This is a genomic window from Streptomyces sp. NPDC055966 (assembly GCF_042269865.1).
In the GTDB taxonomy this organism is placed as follows: Bacteria; Actinomycetota; Actinomycetes; order Streptomycetales; family Streptomycetaceae; genus Streptomyces.
In genome coordinates this window covers 270448-289080 of record NZ_JBHJYK010000013.1, presented here as the reverse complement: position 1 = coordinate 289080, position 18633 = coordinate 270448, and the positions used below count along the sequence as shown (strand labels likewise).

Genomic DNA, 18633 nt, shown 5'->3' with positions numbered 1-18633 from the left:
ATGAAAGCGCTTACTAACTCTGCTCACTTAAGGTACGCCAGGCCAGGATGGACCTCGGTGTAGCCCTCGACCAGTCTGCGGGCGACGGTGACCGAGTCGACCAGCGGATGCAGCGCGAAGGCCTTCACGGCGGTGTGCCGGGAGCCGGACTCGGCGGCGGCGAGCACCTCCCGCTCGACGGCCTTGACCGAGCAGACCAGGCCGGTGGCATGGCCGGGCAGCGGAGTGACCGAGACGGGGCGGGCACCGCTCGCGTCGACCATGCAGGGGACCTCGATGACGGCGTCGGCGTCGAGCGCCGAGAGGGTGGTGCCGTTGCGCACGTTCAGGATCAGCGTGGTCCGCTCGTCGCGGGCGATGGCCCGCATCAGGGCGAGGGCGACCTTCTCGTAACCGCCGGACAGGTCGTCGGCCTCGCGCTCACCCGCGCCGGCGCTCTCCCGGTTCTCGGCCATGTACGTGGCCTCGCGCTCGGCCCGGGTGCGGTCCCAGGCCGTGAGCGCGGAGGCGTGCGGGCGCAGGGCGTCGGCGTAGAAGCGGGCCTGCTGGTCACGCAGGAAGGCACCCCGGGTCCGCTCGGCCTGCTGGTAGGCGTGTACGGCTTCCCGGTTGAAGTAGTAGTAGTGCAGGTACTCGTTGGGGATCGCGCCGAGCGACTGGAGCCAGTCGGTGCCGAAAAGCCTGCCCTCCTCGAAGGAGCCGAGCAGCGCGGGGTCGGCGAGCAGGCGCGGGAGTTCGTCGCGGCCGGCGACCCGCAGACCGCGCACCCAGCCGAGGTGGTTGAGGCCGACGTAGTCGACGAAGGCCCGCTTCGGGTCGGCCCCGAGGGCGCGGGCGATGCGGCGGCCGAGGCCGACGGGCGAGTCGCAGATGCCGATGGCGCGGTCGCCGAGGTGGCGGGACATGGCCTCGGTGACCAGGCCGGCCGGGTTGGTGAAGTTGATGACCCAGGCGTCGGGGGCGAGGCGGGCCACGCGGCGGGCGATGTCGACGGCGACGGGGACGGTGCGCAGGCCGTAGGCGATGCCGCCCGCGCCGACGGTCTCCTGGCCGAGGACGCCCTCGGCGAGCGCGACCCGCTCGTCGTTCGCCCGGCCCTCCAGTCCGCCGACGCGGATGGCGGAGAAGACGAAGTCGGCGCCGGCGAGCGCCTCGTCGAGGTCGGTGGTGGCGCTCACCCGGGGCGCGTCGGGGATCCCGGCGGCCTGTTCATCCAGTACACGGGATACTGCATACAGTCGACGGTCGTCCAGGTCGTGGAGGACGACCTCGGTGACCCGCCCTTCGGCGTGGTCGGCCAGCAGCGCACCGTATACCAGCGGCACGCGGAATCCGCCGCCGCCCAGAATCGTCAGCTTCACGTCTGCACCCTTCCCCGGTCGTCCGCCACGACCACCTCGACTCCGGCTTCCTGCAAGGCGGACCGGGTGGCCGGGTCCACGGACGCGTCCGTCACCACGGCGTCCAGGTCCTCGGGGCCGCACACCCTGGCCATGCCCGTGCCCGGGAACTTGGCGGCGTCCGCGAGCAGCACGACCTTGTCACTCGCCGCGATCATGGCTCGCTTGACCGGCACCTCGACCACGGTCGTGTCCATCACCTGCCCGCCGGGCCGGATCCCGCTGGTGCCGAGGAAGAGCCAGTCGGCGTGCAGCTGGCGGAGGTTGTCCTCGGTGAGGAAGCCGACCAGGGAGCGGTACTCGCGGCGGACCATGCCGCCGAGCAGCACCAGCGCGATGTCCTCGTCGTCGGCCAGCTCCTCGTAGACCACGAGGTTGCTGGTGATGACGGTCAGGCGGCGGCCGTGCAACTGCCGGGCGAGCCGGTAGGCGGTGGTGCCGATGTCCAGCAGGACCGACTGGCCGTCGGTGATCATCGCCGCCGCGCGGGCCGCGATGGCGTCCTTCTCGGCGACCCGCACCTCGGCGACCTCGGCGAAGGGCTGGTCGCCCTCCTCGACGACCGCGCCGCCGTGGACGCGGGTGAGCAGGCCGTCCTCCTCCAGTCTGACCAGGTCGCGGCGGACGGTGGCCGGGCTGACGCCGAGCTGCTCGGACAGCTCGGTGACGGAGGCCGGGCCGCCGGAGCGCAGGGCGCTCAGGATGCGTTGATGTCGTCGTTCTGCCAGCACGCCATGAACAATACTCGTCATATCCGCTCAGCTCCATGCTCAGTTCTGCTCGACTATTGACCAACTCGGCCGGGGAGCGCACGATTCCGTGCACCGAAGTGAAGCGACCTGAAGAGTTCCGACGATCCGACGCCGACGAGAGGACGTCTTCGTGTCCGTGGACGACGAGCGGCCCGACGTGCTGCTGGCCGGGCTGCTCTTCTACGACATCGTCCTCACCGGGCTGCCGGGGCCGCCGGTGCCCGGCGAGGAGATCTGGACCTCCGGCATGGGCTGCGGCCCCGGCGGCATCGCCAACCTCGCCGTCGCCGCCGCCCGGTTCGGTCTGCGCACCTCGCTGGCCACGGTGTTCGGCGACGACTTCTACGGCGCATGGTGCCAGGAGGTGCTCGCCGGACAGGAGGGCGTCGACCTCGGGCCGTCCCGCACGGCACCCGGCCGGCCGACGCCGGTCACCGTCTCCCTCGCCCTGCCCGGGGCACCCGGCACCGACCGCGCCCTGGTCACGCACGGCGAGGAACCGCCGTACTCCCAGGACGAGTTGCTGCGCGACCCGCCCACCGCGCGCACCGCGCTGGTCCATCTGGAGGCCGAGGCGCCCGCCTGGCTCGGCAAGGCCGCCGCGAACGGCACCCGCGTCTTCGCCGACGTCGGCTGGGACCCGACCCGCCGGTGGTCCCGGGACGTGCTCGACCAGCTCGCGCTGTGCCACGCCTTCCTGCCCAACGAGGCGGAGGCGACGGCCTACACCCGCACCGACACCGCCGTCGCCGCGCTCGGGGTGCTCGCGGAGCTGGTGCCGGTCGCCGTGGTGACGTGCGGCGGCCGGGGCGCGATCGCCGTCGACCAGACGACCGGCGAGTACGCGCGGGTCCCGGCCCTCGACATCGATGTCGTGGACGCGACCGGCGCCGGAGACGTCTTCGGCGCGAGCTTCGTGGCCGCCTCGCTCGGCGGCTGGCCGCTGGCCGAGCGGCTGCGGTTCGCCGTCCTCGCCGCCGGTCTGTCGGTCGCGCGGCACGGCGGCGCGCTCGCGGCGCCCGGCTGGTACGGCGTCGACCGCTGGTGGCGGACGCAGCACGACCCCGAACTGCGGCGCGCCTACGGCTTCCTCGCCGACCGCCTGCCCGCCGACCCGGGCCCGCCGCCCCGCCCGGCCCCGGTCACCCCGCCGGCGCGCCCCGCACGCGCGGCCTCGCCGCAGCGCCCCGCACCGGCGGCCTCGCCCCTCCCGCACCCCGACGACAGCCCGCCCGCCCCGCGGCGGAGCTGATCCCCCCTCTCGCGTCGACGACATCCGAAAGGCGGTGGGAGCTGTGCGGCTCTCCCGAAGAGGCCTGCTGCGGGCGGGCCTTGGCACGACGGCCGCCACGGCGCTCGGCGGCCTGGCGTCGGGCTGTGCCGTGCCGACCGGCTCGACCGGCCGGAACATGGTCCTGTGGTACTGGGACGGCGGCCTCGGCGACACCGTCCTGAAACACGCCAGGAAACGATTCGACGGTTCCGTGGCGCTACGGGCGGTCAAGATAGGCGGTTACTACCGCTCGAAGCTGATCACCACGATGGCGGGCCGGGCCCACATCCCCGACATCGCGGGCCTCAAGGGCGAGGACATGGCGTCGTATCTGCCCGATGCCGACCAGTTCGTGGATCTGCGCACCCTCGGCGCGGAAAAGCTCCGCAACCGGTATCTGGCCTGGAAGTGGGAGCAGGGCCGCGCGGACGACGGCCGGATGGTCGGGTTCCCGATCGACTGCGGCCCGGTCGCGCACTACTACCAGTACGAGGTGTTCCGCCGGGCGGGCCTGCCGTACGAACCAGCCGACGTGTCACGGGAGCTGGGCAGCTGGGAGAGGTTCTTCGCCGCCGGGGAACAGCTGCGAAAACGCATACCGGGGACGTGTCTGCTGACCGACATCACCAGTGTCTTCGAGATGTCGGTCAACCAGGGCACGAAGCGGTACGTCGACCGGGACCGGCACTTCATCGGCGACCAGGAGCACGTGCGTACCGCGTGGGACCGGGCCGTCGAGGCCAAGCGCCGGCGGATCGTCTCCGACCTGGTCAGCGGCACCCCGGACCAGCTCTCGGCCGTCCAGGACGGCAAGCTGCCCAGCCAGCTCAACGCCTCCTGGGCCACCAACGACATCAAGACCGGGGTGCCGAGGACCACGGGCCGCTGGCGGGTGGCGGCCTGTCCGGGCGGGCCGTCGAACATCGGCGGCTCGTTCCTCTCCGTCACCAAGGCCTGCCGGGAACCGGAGGAGGCGTTCCGGATCATCACCTGGGTGCTGGACGCCGCCAACCAGGCGCAGGGCTTCGTGGACGCGGGCCTGTTCCCGTCCACCCCGGCGTCGTACGGCATGACGACGCTGCGCGAGCCCGATCCGTTCTTCGGCGGCCAGATCACCATGGACGTCTTCGGGCCCGCGGCGCAGAAGATCCCGGTCGCCTACGACAGCCCGTACGACACCGCCCTGTCACAGCCGGTCAAGGACGAGATCAAGAACGTCGGCGTCCTCGGCAAGGACCCCGAGCAGGCCTGGAGGGACGCCATGCGCACCTGCCGGCGCATCGCCGAGCACCTGGGGGTGAGTCACTGATGGCCACGGCCCTGGACGACGAGCCCTCACCCGTGCTCGCGGATCCGCCCGCCGTCCGCAGCAGGCGGGGCCGGCGCGCGTACTGGTACCTCTACGCCGCCATCTCCCCCTTCTATCTGCTGTTCCTCGGCTTCGGCCTGGTCCCCGTCGGCTTCTCCCTCTATCTGTCCTTCCACCGCTGGGACGGCCTCGGCCGGATGGAGTGGGCGGGCCTGTCGCAGTACGCGTACCTGCTGTCGGACACCGATTTCTGGTCGTCGATCGGGAACACCGTCGTCATCTGGGCGCTGGCCACCTTTCCCATGGTCTTCCTGGCGATGGTGACGGCCGTGATGCTCAACTCGGCGGTGCGCTTCAAGAACGTGTACCGGTTCGCGTACTTCCTGCCGAACGTCACCTCCGTCGTCGCCGTCGCGATCATCTTCGGCTCGGTGTTCTCCACCAACTTCGGCCTGGTCAACGCCCTGTTGCAGGCGGTCGGGCTGGACCAGGTGGCCTGGCTGAACACGCCCTGGGGCATCAAGGTCGCCATCGCCACGCTGATGACCTGGCAATGGACCGGTTACAACGCGATCATCTTCCTCGCCGGGCTGCAGACCGTCCCGGGCGAGCTGTACGAGGCGGCGCGGATCGACGGCGCCGGACCCGTGACGACCTTCTTCCGCGTGACGCTCCCGCTGCTGCGGCCGGTGCTGCTGTTCGTGCTGGTCGTCTCGACCGTGACCGGACTGCAGAGCTTCTCCGAACCCCAGGTGCTCCTCCAGAACACCGCCAACGAGTCGACCTTCTCCGGCGGCCCCGGGCACGCGGGCCGCACGATGGTCCTCTACTTCTTCCAACAGACCTTCGACAACAACGACTTCGGCTACGGCGCCGCCGTGGCCTGGGGCATCTTCCTCGTCGTCGCCCTCTTCTCGATCGTCAACTGGCGCCTGGTGCAGCGCCGGGGCGAAGAATAGGCAGGCCGGTCACCATGGCAACCACCCACGGCACACGACGGCCCCGGACCCGGCCCCTCAGCGGCTCCGGGAGCATCAGGGGTTCCCGCGGCAGAGGCATCGCGCTGCACGCCGTCCTCGTTCTCGGTCTGCTGCTGTCGGCCTTCCCGTTCTACTGGGCCGTGATCATGTCGACGCACACGTCGAGCGAGATCTTCTCCTTCCCGCCGAAGCTCCTGCCGGGCTCGCACTTCCCGGAGAACGTCCGTCATCTGTTCGCGGCCGTCGACTTCTTCGGCTCCATGCTGAACTCGCTGCTGGTGGCGGGCTCGGTGACGGTGCTGGTGCTGTTCTTCGACTCGCTGGCCGCGTTCGTCTTCGCCAAGTTCGCCTTCCCCGGCCGGCGGCCGCTGTTCGCGCTGCTCATGGTGATCTTCATGGTGCCGGCGCAGCTGGCCGCCATCCCGCAGTTCGTGATCATGGCGAAGCTCGGCTGGATCGGCTCGATGACCTCGCTGATCGTGCCGGCGTCGGCCAACGCCTTCGGCATCTTCTGGATGCGCCAGTACATGCGGGGCGCGATCCCCGACGAGCTGCTGGACGCCTCCCGCATCGACGGCGCGCACTTCCTGCGCCAGTACTGGCACGTGGCCCTGCCCGTGGTCCGGCCCGGGCTGGCCTTCCTCGGCATCTTCACCTTCATGAGCCAGTGGAACGACTACGCCTGGCCCCTGATCGCCCTGACCAACCCCGACAACGTCACCCTCCAGGTCGCCCTCTCCCAGCTGAACGGCACCCACGGCACCACCGACTACGGCATGGTGATGACCGGCGCCCTGCTCGCCCTGGTCCCGCTGCTGATCGTGTTCGCGATCGGCGCCCGGCAGATCATCGGCGACCTCGCCAAGGGGGCCATCCGGTGACCGAACCCGGTCGGGAGCCGGTGAGGGATCCCTTTCCGTAAGCGGTTACCGAGTCCACCCCGGCTCTTCAGGGCGGCTTCATCCCCCGGTCCCGGGGCCACGGAATGGTGCAGCGCGTGAGCGACGGAAGACCGGCCGGGCGCATGGACACCGGGCCGTACGAGCATCGGCAGCGCGAGGCCGCGGTCCGCATCCGGTGCCACCGGCACGAGGGAATCGTCCTCGCCAACGACCACCACGTCCCCGGTCTCGGCCGGCTGGCGGCGACCTGGGAGCTGCTGCGGGCCGACGGCAGGATCCTGGCCGCCCCGGCCGAACTGCCCGATCTGCGGCCGGGCGAGACGGCGGCGGTACCGCTGCCGTTCGGGCTGCCGCGGGACGGCGGCGCGACCTGGCTGACCCTGCGGGTGGTGACGGCGACGGACGAGCCGGGGACGCCGCGCGGTACGGAGCTGTGCGCGCCCCGGGTCCTGCTGCCGGCCACGACCACCGCCCCCACCGTCACCGCCACCGGGCGTCCCGAACGCGCCGCGTTCGCCGGGCGCACCGGGGCCGCGGGTGCCGTACGACCGTCCCGTCCGGCACCGGCCGTGAACCGCCGCCGCAACCGCCCCCTGCGCGCCCTGTGACCCCGACCCTCCCCGCCCTTCTCAGTGACCTTCAGCGACCTTTTACGGAGCACACGTGTGTACGTCGCATGACCCCGTCCGGGACGAGGCCGCGCAGGCCGGTGCCGGACGACGCAGTTTCCTCAGGGCCACCGCGCTGCTGGGCGCCGCCGCCACGGCCGGGGTCGCGGTGCCGGCCGTCGCCGAGGCGGCGGAGAAGGGCGGCCCGCGGCCCGACCCGGAGAGCCGTCGCTTCACGCTCGCGGTGATGCCCGACACCCAGTACCTGTTCGACGGGCCGAGCATCGACGCGGCGCCCGTCGAGGCGTCGCTGCGCTACCTGTTGCAGCACGGGAAGGACGAGAACATCGTCTTCCTGTCCCACCTCGGCGACCTCACCCAGAACGGCGCCGAGGCCGAATTCTCCGCGATCGGCAGGGCGTTCGGGATCCTCGACCGCAGGGGCGTCGGCTACAGCGTGCTGGCCGGCAACCACGACGTGAAGTCCTCGACGGACGACCAGCGCGGCCCGACCCCGTACCTGGACACGTTCGGCCCGCAGCGCCTCCGCGACAAGTCGACGTTCGGCGGCGCCTCTTCGGACGGCTACAACACCTACCACCTCTTCCGGGCGGCCGGTCGCGAGTGGCTGGTGCTGGCACTGGACTGGCGGCTGTCGGCCAAGGGATACGCGTGGGCGAAGGACGTCCTCGCCCGGCACCCGAAGACCCCCGTCGTCCTCACCACGCACGAACTCGTCGTCGAGGACGGCCGGTTGTCGGACCACGGGCAGCAGCTGTGGGACCAGCTCATCGCGGACCACGACCAGATCTTCCTCACCCTGAACGGCCACTACTGGCCGGCCGGGCGGGCGGTGCGCACGAACGCGGCGGGCAACGAGGTGCACCTGCACCTCACGAACTACCAGAACCGCTACTTCGGCGGTGCGGCGATGATCCGTCTGTACCGCTTCGACCTGGACCGGAACGTCATCGACGTCGAAACCGTTTCCCCGTGGATCCTCGGCCGGGCCGCCGAGGGCCTGAACGCGCTGGAGCGGCAGGAGCTGGAGCTGAGCGGCGACGCGGACCGCTTCTCGGTGGACATCGACTTCGCGGCCCGCTTCGCGGGCTTCGACCCGGTGCCGGCCCGCCCCGCGCGGCCCGCGTCGAAGATGCTGATCCCGGGCACGGCCGCCTACTGGCGCTTCGAGTCGGCCGTCTCCGGCACCGTCCGTGACCTGTCCGGCCGGGGCAACGACCTCACCGTGGTCACGGTGGGCGGCGGCACGCTCGGCTGGTCGGCCGACCACCACCCCGACCAACCGGGCCACGGCAGCCTGGAGTTCCAGGGGTACAAGTCCCCGCTGAAGGGCGCGTATCTGCGCACGGTGGACGGTGCGCCGCTCAACTCGGCCACTTTCGAGAACGGTTACACCATCGAGGCGTTCTACCGCCTCCCGGCCGACTGGGACCCCGCACACCACGCCTGGTCGGGCATCGTCGGCCGCACCGGCACGGGCGGCGCCGCCGGCAAGACCGGCGACGATCCCGACGAGCCGCTGGCCACCCTCTCGCTGTCGGACGACCGTGAGCCGCAGTGGGCGATGCGGCCGCTCAACCAGGAGGGCATCGCCACCAACTGGGGGCAGGAGACGGCGCTGGAGACCTGGTGGCACCTCGCGGTCGTCAACGACGGCACCCGCACCACCCTCTACGTGGAGGGCTGCCCGGTCGTCCGCAATCCCAAGGCCCCGGCCGTCGGGATCGCCTCCGTCGGACTGCCGTGGCTGCTCGGCGGCTACGAGTACGCCGGGAAGATCGACCAGATCCTGCACGGCCGCCTCGGCGACGTACGGATCGTCTCCCGGGCGCTGCCCGTCACCGCCTTCATGACCCACTGACCCCGCCCCCCCGCCGAGGGCCACCGGCACCGAGCAGCAGCGACCCACGGCCCGCGGAGCCGACCGGAGCCCGCCGGACCACGGCGTCCTCAACCGCACCCGCTGTCACGGCGGGCTCCCGCGCGTACTGTCGGCGATGACGGTCCCGGCGGGGGCGAGCGACAACAGGGCGAGGTGGGTGCGGTGGGCGAACGGTCCGCTCCCGACCGGCTGCTGGCCGTGCTCGCCGCGTTCGACCACGAGCATCCCGCCCTGTCGCTGACGGACATCAGCCGCCGGGCGGGGCTCAGCCTCACCACCGCGCACCGGCTGGCGGGGGCCCTGACCGCGTGGGGCGCGCTGGAGCGCGACGCGTCCGGGGTCTACCACGTGGGGCTGCGCCTGTGGGAGGTGGCCGCGCTCGCCCCGCGCGGTCTCGCCCTGCGCCAGCTGGCGCTGCCGTATCTGGAGGACCTGTACGAGGCGACGCACGAGAACGTGCAGCTGGCGGTGCGGGACGGCACGGAGGTCGTCTACGTCGAGTGGCTGCAGGGCCGTTCGGCGGTGGGCGTGCACATCCGCATCGGCGCGCACTGGCCGCTGCACGCCACCGGCGTCGGCCTCGTCCTGCTCGCGCACGCCGACCCGGCCGTCCAGGAGGAGTACTGCGCGGGGCCGCTCGCCTCCTTCACGCCGTACACGCTCACCGACCCGGCAGGTCTGCGGCGCACGCTCGCCGAAGTGCGCCGCTCGGGTGTGGCGGTCAGCGAGCGTCAGGTCACGCAGGACGCGCTGTCCGTGGCGGCGGCCGTCCGCGGTCCGGGCGGGGAGGTGGTCGCGGCGGTGTCGGTGGTGGTGCCCCGGGACGGCGCCCAGGTGCCGGCGCTCGCTCCGGCGGTCCGGCTGGCGGGCCGGGGGATCTCCCGGGCCCTGGGCTGGCGGCCGGTCTGAGCGGGTACGGGTGGCTTCACACCGTGAACTCCCCCGCGAATCAAGGACTTTCCTTGTTTCAAGGCTTGACGGTCGCGGGGGCGGGGAGCACATTGGCGGCACCCTGAGAGCGCTCTCAGCCGACCGGCCATGGGAGCGCTCTCGCACCTCCCGCACCCCGCACTTCCCCTACCCCGTACCTCCCCCACTCCGTACCCCCACACCCGAGAGGCCCCCGTGAACGCACCCTCCGGCATACCCAGACCCCGCCCGCCACGGCCCCGCCCCCTGCGCCGCGCGCTCGTCGCCGTCGTCGCGACGCTCGGCCTGTCCGCGGCCCTCGCCACGGCCGCCACCGCACCCGCGAACGCCTCCGCGCCCGCGCCCCCCTCGGGCTGGTCCCAGGTCTTCCTGGACGACTTCAACGGCGCGGCCGGCTCCGGCGTGAACACCTCCGACTGGCAGTACGACACCGGGACTTCGTACCCGGGCGGCGCCGCGAACTGGGGCACCGGCGAGGTCGAGTCGATGACGTCGAGCACGAACAACGTGGCGCTGGACGGCAACGGCGACCTGCTCATCACCCCGCGCCGCGACGCCTCCGGCAACTGGACCTCCGGCCGCATCGAGACCACCCGGACCGACTTCCAGCCCCCGGCCGGCGGCAAGCTGCGCGTGGAGGCCCGGATCCAGATGCCGAACGTGACCGGGGACGCGGCCGCCGGCTACTGGCCCGCCTTCTGGATGCTGGGCGCGCCGTTCCGCGGCAACTACCAGAACTGGCCGGGCGTCGGCGAGCTGGACATCATGGAGAACGTCAACGGCCTGAACAAGACCTGGGCCACGATGCACTGCGGCACCAGCCCCGGCGGCCCGTGCAACGAGACCACCGGCCTCGGCAACTCCACGGCCTGCCCGAACACCACCTGCCAGTCCGGCTTCCACACCTACACGATGGAGTGGGACCGCTCGGTGAGTCCGGAGGCGATCCGCTTCTACGTCGACGGCGTCGGCTACCAGACGGTCACGGCGAACCAGGTGGACGCGACGACCTGGGCCAACGCCACGAACCACGGCTTCTTCGTCATCCTGAACGTGGCGATGGGCGGCGGTTTCCCGGCGGCGTTCGGCGGCGGCCCGACCGGCGCCACCGACCCGGGGCACCCGATGGTCGTGGACTACGTCCAGGTGCTCCAGTCCGGCGGCAGCGGCGGCACCACTCCCCCGCCGGGCAACCGCGACGCCTACAGCCCGATCCAGGCCGAGTCCTACGACGGCCAGTCCGGCGTCGGCACCGAGACGACCACGGACACCGGCGGCGGGCAGGACATCGGCTACCTCGCGAACGGCGACTGGGCGTCGTACAAGGGCGTGAACTTCGGCTCCACGGCGGCCACGCAGTTCTACGCCCGGGTGGCGAGCGGGGCCGCGTCCGGGGTGAGCGGTCTGGTCCAGGTACGGCTGGACAGCCCCACCAGTCCCCCGGTCGGCAGCTTCTCGGTGGCCGGCACCGGCGGCTGGCAGTCCTGGCGGACGGTCCCGGCCAACATCAGCCCGGTGACCGGCACCCACGACGTCTATCTGACGTTCTCCAGCGGCCAGCCGGCGGACTTCGTGAACGTGAACTGGTTCGACTTCGGGCACTGACGCCGCCCGGAGGGCAAGAGGGTGGCTCCACGCGCGCGTGGAGCCACCCTCTTCCCGTCCGAGCGCGCCGCTCAGCGCAGCTCGGCCCGGAATCCCACCGGCGTCCGGCCGGTGTGCAGCTGGAAGAACTTGGAGAAGTTCGCCGCGTCGGGGAAGCCGACGGCCGCGCCGACCCGGCCGATCGGCAGGTCGGTGTGCGCGAGAAGGCGTTTGGCCTCCAGGATCACGCGTTTGTCGATGAAGCCCTTCGGGGTCTCGCCGGTGGCGGCGCGCACGGCGCGCACGAGGGTGCGGCGGGAGTACCCGAGGGCGTCGGCGTAGGCGCTGACGCTGTGGTTGGCGGCGAAGCCCTGCTCGACGGCGTCCCGGAACCGGGTGAAGGTGCTGTCCGTCTGTTGCCGGGAGGCCTCGGCGGAACTGGCCGCGAGGTGGGCGAGGCGCAGCAGGAACGCGGTGAGGGTGTGTCTGAGGACGGCGGTGTGCAGGCTGAGCGGGAGGGTGGCGGTGTCCTCGTACTCGCGGCGGAGCTGGTCGAGGGCGGCCTGCAGTGCGGTGAGCCGGGCGGCGTCGGGGTGGAGCAGGGGCGGGAGGTCGTAGCGGTACAGGCCGGTGGCCTCGACGGTGGCGCGGGGCAGGAAGCCGGGCTGCATGGTGAGGACGGTTCCGTGGTACGCGCTCTCGCGGGAGAAGCGGTGGACCTGCCCCGGGCGGATCCACAGCAGGTCGCCCGCCGAGGCCTCGTACTCGGCGAAGTCGATCATGTGCCGTACGGGACCCTCGGTGAAGAGCATGACGACGTGGAAGTCGATGCGGTGGACGCGCTCCAGCGGGGCGTCGGCGTGCCAGGTGCGGCCGGTGCCCATGGGGCCGACCTGCATGCCGACCCGGCCGACGGCCAGCTCGGTCGGGAAGGGGAAGGTCCTGATCCCGCCGCCGTCGCCGGCACCGCCGCCGTCCGTGGCACCGCCGTCAGCTTGTGGCGTTCTGTCAGCCATGTCCTGTTCGCGCCGTCCCTGCTCCGTGATCACTGTTGATCGCTGTCCCAGATTCACCACAGACTGACACACCCCGACCTTCCTTCTAAAAAGTCAGACTTTTAAGTTTGAACGCGTCCGGCCAGCCATTCCGCACTGAACGAGGACTTCTTGAAGATGACCACGCAGACTTCCGACAGCTTCGAGTGGACCGACCTCGACCGGCGCGCCGTCGACACGGCCCGTCTGCTGGCGGCCGACGCGGTACAGAAGGTCGGCAACGGGCACCCGGGCACGGCGATGAGCCTGGCGCCTGCCGCGTACACGATCTTTCAGAAGGTGATGCGACATGACCCTGCCGACCCGGAGTGGGCCGGTCGGGACCGCTTCGTCCTCTCCCCCGGTCACACCTCGCTGACCCTCTACACGCAGCTGTTCCTCGCCGGGTACGAGCTGGAGCTGGACGACCTGAAGGCCTTCCGCACCCAGGGCTCCAAGACCCCCGGCCACCCGGAGTACGGCCACACCGCCGGCGTCGAGACCACCACCGGGCCGCTCGGCCAGGGCGTCGCCAACGCCGTCGGCATGGCCATGGCCGCCCGCTACGAGCGCGGCCTGTTCGACCCCGAGGCCCCCGAGGGCGCCTCCCCCTTCGACCACACCGTCTGGGCGATCGTCTCCGACGGCGACCTGGAGGAGGGCGTCTCCGCCGAGGCCTCCTCGCTCGCCGGCCACCAGAAGCTCGGCAACCTGGTCTTCGTCTACGACGACAACCACATCTCCATCGAGGGCGACACCGCCACCGCCTTCTCCGAGGACGTCCTGAAGCGGTACGAGGCCTACGGCTGGCACACCCAGCGCATCGAGCCGACCGCCGAGGGCGACGTCGACCCCGAGGCCCTGTACCGGGCGCTGCGGGCCGCGCAGGCCGAGACCGCGCGGCCGTCGATCATCGCGATGCGCACGATCATCGCCTGGCCCGCCCCGAACGCCCGGAACACGGAGGCCTCCCACGGCTCCGCGCTCGGCGCGGACGAGATCGCGGCGACCAAGCGGCTCCTCGGCTTCGACCCCGAGCAGACCTTCCAGGTCGAGGACGAGGTCCTCAGGCACGCCCGCCGGGCCCTGGACCGGGGCGCGGAGGCGCACGCCGCCTGGGACAAGCGGATCGCCGAGTGGGCCGGCGCCCAGCCGGAGCGGGCCGCGCTGTTCGAGCGGATCGGCAAGGGCGAGCTGCCCGCGGGCTGGCAGGACGCGCTGCCGGTGTTCGAGCAGGGCAAGTCGGTCGCCACCCGGGCCGCCTCGGGCAAGGTCCTCCAGGCGCTCGGCCCGGTGATCCCCGAGCTGTGGGGCGGCTCCGCCGACCTCGCCGGGTCCAACAACACCACGATCGACAAGACCAGCTCCTTCCTGCCGCGGGGCAACCCGCTGCCCGGGGCCGACCCGTACGGCCGTACCGTCCACTTCGGCATCCGCGAGTTCTCCATGGCCGCGGAGATGAACGGCATCGCCCTGCACGGCAACACCCGCGTCTACGGCGGCACCTTCCTGGTGTTCTCCGACTACATGCGCAACGCCGTGCGGATGTCGGCGCTGATGCAGCTCCCGGTGACGTACGTCTGGACGCACGACTCCATCGGCCTCGGCGAGGACGGCCCGACGCACCAGCCGGTCGAGCACCTGGCCTCGCTGCGGGCCATCCCGGGCCTGAACGTCGTCCGCCCGGCGGACGCCAACGAGACCGCGATCGCCTGGGCCGAGATCCTGAAGAGGCACGCCACCAGCCCCGCCCCGCACGGGCTCGCGCTCACCCGCCAGGGCGTGCCGGTGTACGCGCCGAACGAGGACGCGGCCAAGGGCGGCTATGTGCTGCGCGAGTCGTCGACCGAGGTCCCGGAGGTGATCGTCATCGCGACGGGTTCCGAGGTGCAGCTGGCCGTGTCCGCGCGGGAGGCGCTGGAGGCGGAGGGGATCGGCACGCGCGTGGTGTCGATGCCGTCCGTGGAGTGGTTCGAGGAGCAGGAGCAGGCGTACAAGGACTCCGTCCTCCCGCCGGCCGTGAAGGCCCGGGTCGCCGTGGAGGCCGGGATCGCACTGACCTGGTACCGCTACGTCGGCGACGCCGGCCGGATCGTCTCCCTGGAGCACTTCGGCGCCTCGGCCGACGCGAAGACCCTCTTCGCCGAGTTCGGCTTCACCCCCGAGAACGTCGCCGCCCAGGCCCGCGCGTCGCTCGCCGCCGCGCGCGCCTGACCCCGACGCGACAAGACAACTCAACCGGAAACCAAGAAAGATGACTGACGTGACCGAAGCAATCGCCACCGCCGGAGCCCTCAAGCGCCTCGCCGACGAGGGGGTCTCCGTCTGGCTGGACGACCTGTCGCGGGGGCGTATCGCCTCGGGCAACCTGGCGGAGCTGATCGAGAACAGGAACGTCGTCGGCGTCACCACCAACCCGTCGATCTTCCAGGCCGCCATCGGTTCCGGCGCGGGCTACGAGGAGCAGCTCACCGATCTCGCCGTGCGCGGGGTGACGGTGGACGAGGCGGTGCGGATGATGACGACCGCCGACGTGCGGGCCGCATCCGATATTCTGCATTCTGTATACACCGCCTCCGAGGGGCGCGACGGCCGCGTCTCCATCGAGGTCGACCCGCGCCTGGCCCATGCGACCGAGGCCACGATCGCCGAGGCCAAGCAGCTCGCCTGGCTGGTGGACCGCCCCAACGTGATGATCAAGATCCCGGCGACGAAGGCGGGCCTGCCGGCGATCACCGAGGTCGTCGGGCTCGGCATCAGCGTGAACGTGACCTTGATCTTCTCGCTGGAGCGCTACCGCGAGGTCATGGCCGCCTACCTGGCCGGTCTGGAGAAGGCCCGCGAGCGCGGCATCGACCTCGCCACGATCCACTCGGTGGCGTCCTTCTTCGTCTCCCGCGTGGACTCCGAGATCGACAAGCGGCTGACCGCCCTCGGCACCGACGAGGCGCTCGCCCTGAAGGGCCGCGCGGCCCTCGCCAACGCCCGGCTCGCCTACGAGGCCTACGAGGAGGTCTTCGGCTCCGAGCGCTGGCTGGCGCTCGCCGCGGAGAAGGCGAACAAGCAGCGTCCGCTGTGGGCGTCCACCGGTGTGAAGGACCCCGCGTACAAGGACACCCTGTACGTGGACGAGCTGGTCGCGCCGGGCACCGTCAACACGATGCCGGAGGCCACGCTGAACGCGGTCGCCGACCACGGCGAGATCACCGGCGACACGGTGACCGGCGGGTACGGCGCGGCCCGTGCAGACCTCGACGCGGTCGAGAAGCTCGGCATCTCCTACGACGAGATCGTCCAGCAGCTGGAGGACGAGGGCGTCGCCAAGTTCGAGGCGGCCTGGCAGGACCTGCTGGACGCCGTAGCGAAGTCCCTGGAGAGCAAGGGAGTTGACGCCCGATGACCGAGAACGCGCCCGCCGCCGCGGCACCTGCCGCTCCGGCACCCGCGAAGGCGCAGGCACCCGCGAAGGCGAAGTCGCCGGCGGGGGTGACCGTGCCTGCGGGTCCGGCCGCCGACTGGGAGAACCCGCTGCGGGACACCCGTGACCGGCGCCTGCCCCGGATCGCCGGTCCGTCCGGTCTGGTCATCTTCGGGGTGACCGGTGACCTGTCCCGCAAGAAGCTGATGCCGGCCGTGTACGACCTGGCCAACCGCGGTCTGCTGCCGCCGGGCTTCTCGCTGGTGGGCTTCGCCCGCCGGGAGTGGGAGGACCAGGACTTCGCGCAGGTCGTGCACGACTCCGTGCGTGAGCACTCCCGCACCCCGTTCCGCGAGGAGGTGTGGCAGCAGCTCGCCGAGGGCATGCGGTTCATCCCCGGCGACTTCGACGACGACACCGCGTTCAAGCAGCTCAAGGACGCCGTCGAGGAGCTGGACGCCTCCCGCGGCACCGGCGGCAACTTCGCCTTCTACCTCTCGGTGCCGCCGAAGTTCTTCCCGAAGGTCGTGCAGCAGCTGAAGAAGCACGGCCTGGCCTCCCCGTCCGAGGGTTCCTGGCGGCGCGCGGTCATCGAGAAGCCGTTCGGCCACGACCTCGACAGCGCCCGTGAGCTGAACGCGATCGTGCACGACGTGTTCGAGCCGGACCAGGTGTTCCGCATCGACCACTACCTGGGCAAGGAGACCGTCCAGAACATCCTGGCGCTGCGCTTCGCCAACCAGATGTACGAGCCGATCTGGAACCGGTCGTACGTCGACCACGTGCAGATCACCATGGCCGAGGACATCGGCATCGGCGGCCGGGCCGGCTACTACGACGGCATCGGCGCCGCCCGTGACGTCATCCAGAACCACCTGCTCCAGCTGATGGCGCTCACCGCCATGGAGGAGCCCATCGCGTTCGACGCGGAGGCGCTGCTCACCGAGAAGCTGAAGGTGCTGAAGTCGGTGCGGCTGCCGGCGGAGCTCGGCGAGCACACCGTGCGCGGGCAGTACGCCGAGGGCTGGCAGGGCGGCGAGAAGGTCGTGGGCTACCTCCAGGAGGAGGGCATCGACCCGAAGTCCAAGACCGACACCTTCGCGGCCATCAAGCTGGGCATCGACAACCGCCGGTGGGCGGGCGTGCCGTTCTACCTGCGCACCGGCAAGCGCCTGGGCCGCCGGGTCACCGAGATCGCGGTGGTCTTCAAGCGGGCCCCGCACTCCCCCTTCGACTCCACCGCGACGGAGGAGCTGGGCCAGAACGCGATCGTCATCCGCGTCCAGCCCGACGAGGGCATGACCGTCCGCTTCGGCTCCAAGGTGCCGGGCACCTCGATGGAGATCCGGGACGTGTCGATGGACTTCGCCTACGGCGAGTCGTTCACCGAGTCGAGCCCGGAGGCGTACGAGCGGCTCATCCTGGACGTGCTGCTCGGCGACGCGAATTTGTTCCCCCGTCACCAGGAAGTGGAAGAGTCCTGGAAGATCCTCGACCCGATCGAGGAGTACTGGGCGGCGCACGGCCGTCCGGCGCAGTACGCGTCGGGCAGCTGGGGACCGACGGAAGCCGACGAGATGCTCGCACGAGACGGACGGAGCTGGCGCAGGCCATGAAGATCGACCTGACCGACACCACGGCAAGCAAGATCAACAAGGCGTTGGTGCAGGGCCGCCGCGCCATCGGCACCCCGGCCGTGGGCATGGTCCTGACGATGGTCATCGTCACGGACGAGGAGAACGCCTACGACTCGATCAAGGCCGCCGAGGAAGCCTCGCACGAGCACCCCTCGCGGACCCTGGTCGTCATCAAGCGGCACGCCCGCACCCTGCGCGACCGCACCCACTCCCGGCTCGACGCCGAGGTCCGGGTCGGCTCCGAGGCCGGCGCCGGCGAGACGGTCGTGCTGCGCACCTACGGCGAGGTGTCCGACCACGCCGACTCGGTCGTCCTGCCGCTGCTGCTGCCGGACGCCCCGGTGGTGGTGTGGTGGCCGGTGGAGGCCCCCGACACCCCGTCCAGGGACCCGCTCGGCGCGCTCGCCCAGCGCCGGATCACCGACCTGTACGCGGCGCTCAAGCCGATGGAGGTCCTGGAGACCCGGGCCCGTAACTACGCGCCCGGCGACACCGACCTCGCCTGGACCCGGCTGACCCTGTGGCGCTCGATGCTGGCCGCCGCCCTGGACCAGGCCCGCACCAAGATCACGTCGGCGGCCGTCGAGGCCGAGGCGGACAACCCCAGCGCCGAACTGCTCTCGCGCTGGCTGGAGGCCCGGCTGAAGGTGCGCGTGGACCGCGTGGTCACCGCCGGCCCGGTCGTCACCGCCGTACGCCTCGGCACCGCGAACGGCGAGATCGTCATCGACCGGCCCGAGGGCCCGCTCGCGACGCTGACCCTGCCGGGCCAGCCGCCGCGCACCCTCGCGCTCAAGGTCCGCTCCACCTCCGAACTCATCGCCGAGGAGCTGCGCCGCCTCGACGCCGACGAGATGTACGCCATCGCCCTGAAGGGCGAGGCCGCCGAGGAGAACGCCTGAC

General features: G+C 71.5%; 14 protein-coding genes and 1 pseudogene. 12 read left to right on the top strand and 3 right to left on the bottom strand.

Going from position 1 to position 18633, the window contains the following annotated elements; all coding sequences use genetic code 11:
* Positions 1-23: 23 nt before the first annotated feature.
* Positions 24-1361 (bottom strand): 6-phospho-beta-glucosidase, encoded by a 1338-nt coding sequence (locus tag ACFC8N_RS27395; RefSeq protein WP_362823541.1) that lies wholly within the window; start codon positions 1359-1361, stop codon positions 24-26.
* Positions 1358-2131 carry a DeoR/GlpR family DNA-binding transcription regulator gene (locus tag ACFC8N_RS27390; RefSeq protein ID WP_376290644.1) on the bottom strand — a complete coding sequence of 258 codons (774 nt, stop codon included), beginning with the start codon at positions 2129-2131 and terminating at the stop codon, positions 1358-1360. Before ACFC8N_RS27390 ends, ACFC8N_RS27395 begins: the two co-directional genes overlap by 4 nt.
* Before the next feature lie 157 nt (positions 2132-2288).
* Between ACFC8N_RS27390 and ACFC8N_RS27385 the strand changes: the two genes are divergently transcribed.
* From ACFC8N_RS27385 to ACFC8N_RS27350, 8 genes and pseudogenes are all read left to right on the top strand, one after another.
* Positions 2289-3404, top strand: coding sequence for a carbohydrate kinase family protein (locus ACFC8N_RS27385; RefSeq protein WP_376290686.1), 1116 nt, complete (start codon positions 2289-2291; stop codon positions 3402-3404).
* 43 nt (positions 3405-3447) lie between these two features.
* Positions 3448-4734: an ABC transporter substrate-binding protein gene (locus ACFC8N_RS27380; RefSeq protein WP_376290642.1), complete on the top strand. Its 1287-nt coding sequence runs from the start codon at positions 3448-3450 to the stop codon at positions 4732-4734.
* A complete protein-coding gene (locus ACFC8N_RS27375; protein ID WP_376290639.1) occupies positions 4734-5693 on the top strand; it encodes a carbohydrate ABC transporter permease in 960 nt (319 codons plus the stop codon). The genes ACFC8N_RS27380 and ACFC8N_RS27375 overlap by 1 nt, the downstream gene beginning before the upstream one ends.
* Before the next feature lie 14 nt (positions 5694-5707).
* A complete protein-coding gene (locus tag ACFC8N_RS27370) occupies positions 5708-6595 on the top strand; it encodes a carbohydrate ABC transporter permease (RefSeq protein ID WP_362823544.1) in 888 nt (295 codons plus the stop codon).
* A gap of 41 nt (positions 6596-6636) precedes the next feature.
* Positions 6637-7110, top strand: a pseudogene (locus tag ACFC8N_RS27365) (DUF4981 domain-containing protein); the annotation flags it as partial.
* Positions 7111-7279: 169 nt separating this feature from the next.
* Entirely contained in the window at positions 7280-9106 is a 1827-nt protein-coding gene (locus tag ACFC8N_RS27360) for a LamG-like jellyroll fold domain-containing protein (protein WP_376290637.1), read from the top strand.
* Positions 9107-9289: 183 nt separating this feature from the next.
* Positions 9290-10036 (top strand): IclR family transcriptional regulator, encoded by a 747-nt coding sequence (locus tag ACFC8N_RS27355; protein ID WP_356025496.1) that lies wholly within the window; start codon positions 9290-9292, stop codon positions 10034-10036.
* Positions 10037-10252: 216 nt separating this feature from the next.
* Positions 10253-11662, top strand: coding sequence for a glycoside hydrolase family 16 protein (locus ACFC8N_RS27350; RefSeq protein WP_356025499.1), 1410 nt, complete (start codon positions 10253-10255; stop codon positions 11660-11662).
* 71 nt (positions 11663-11733) lie between these two features.
* Here the strand turns inward: ACFC8N_RS27350 and ACFC8N_RS27345 are convergent, their stop codons facing one another.
* A complete protein-coding gene (locus tag ACFC8N_RS27345) occupies positions 11734-12657 on the bottom strand; it encodes a helix-turn-helix domain-containing protein (protein ID WP_376290634.1) in 924 nt (307 codons plus the stop codon).
* Positions 12658-12813: 156 nt separating this feature from the next.
* Here ACFC8N_RS27345 and tkt point away from each other — a divergent pair, with 156 nt between their 5' ends.
* From tkt to opcA, 4 genes are read left to right on the top strand one after another with little or no spacing between them, the layout of a single operon-like run.
* On the top strand, positions 12814-14889 hold the full coding sequence (gene tkt / locus ACFC8N_RS27340) for a transketolase (protein ID WP_356025504.1): 2076 nt from the start codon (positions 12814-12816) through the stop codon (positions 14887-14889).
* A 40-nt stretch (positions 14890-14929) separates the two neighbouring features.
* Positions 14930-16075, top strand: a complete 1146-nt coding sequence (gene tal / locus ACFC8N_RS27335; RefSeq protein WP_356025506.1) for a transaldolase — start codon at positions 14930-14932, stop codon at positions 16073-16075.
* On the top strand, positions 16072-17709 hold the full coding sequence (gene zwf / locus ACFC8N_RS27330; protein ID WP_362819726.1) for a glucose-6-phosphate dehydrogenase: 1638 nt from the start codon (positions 16072-16074) through the stop codon (positions 17707-17709). The genes tal and zwf overlap by 4 nt, the downstream gene beginning before the upstream one ends.
* Positions 17706-18632 (top strand): glucose-6-phosphate dehydrogenase assembly protein OpcA, encoded by a 927-nt coding sequence (gene opcA, locus ACFC8N_RS27325; RefSeq protein ID WP_356025510.1) that lies wholly within the window; start codon positions 17706-17708, stop codon positions 18630-18632. Before zwf ends, opcA begins: the two co-directional genes overlap by 4 nt.
* The last annotated feature ends 1 nt before the right edge of the window (position 18633 follow it).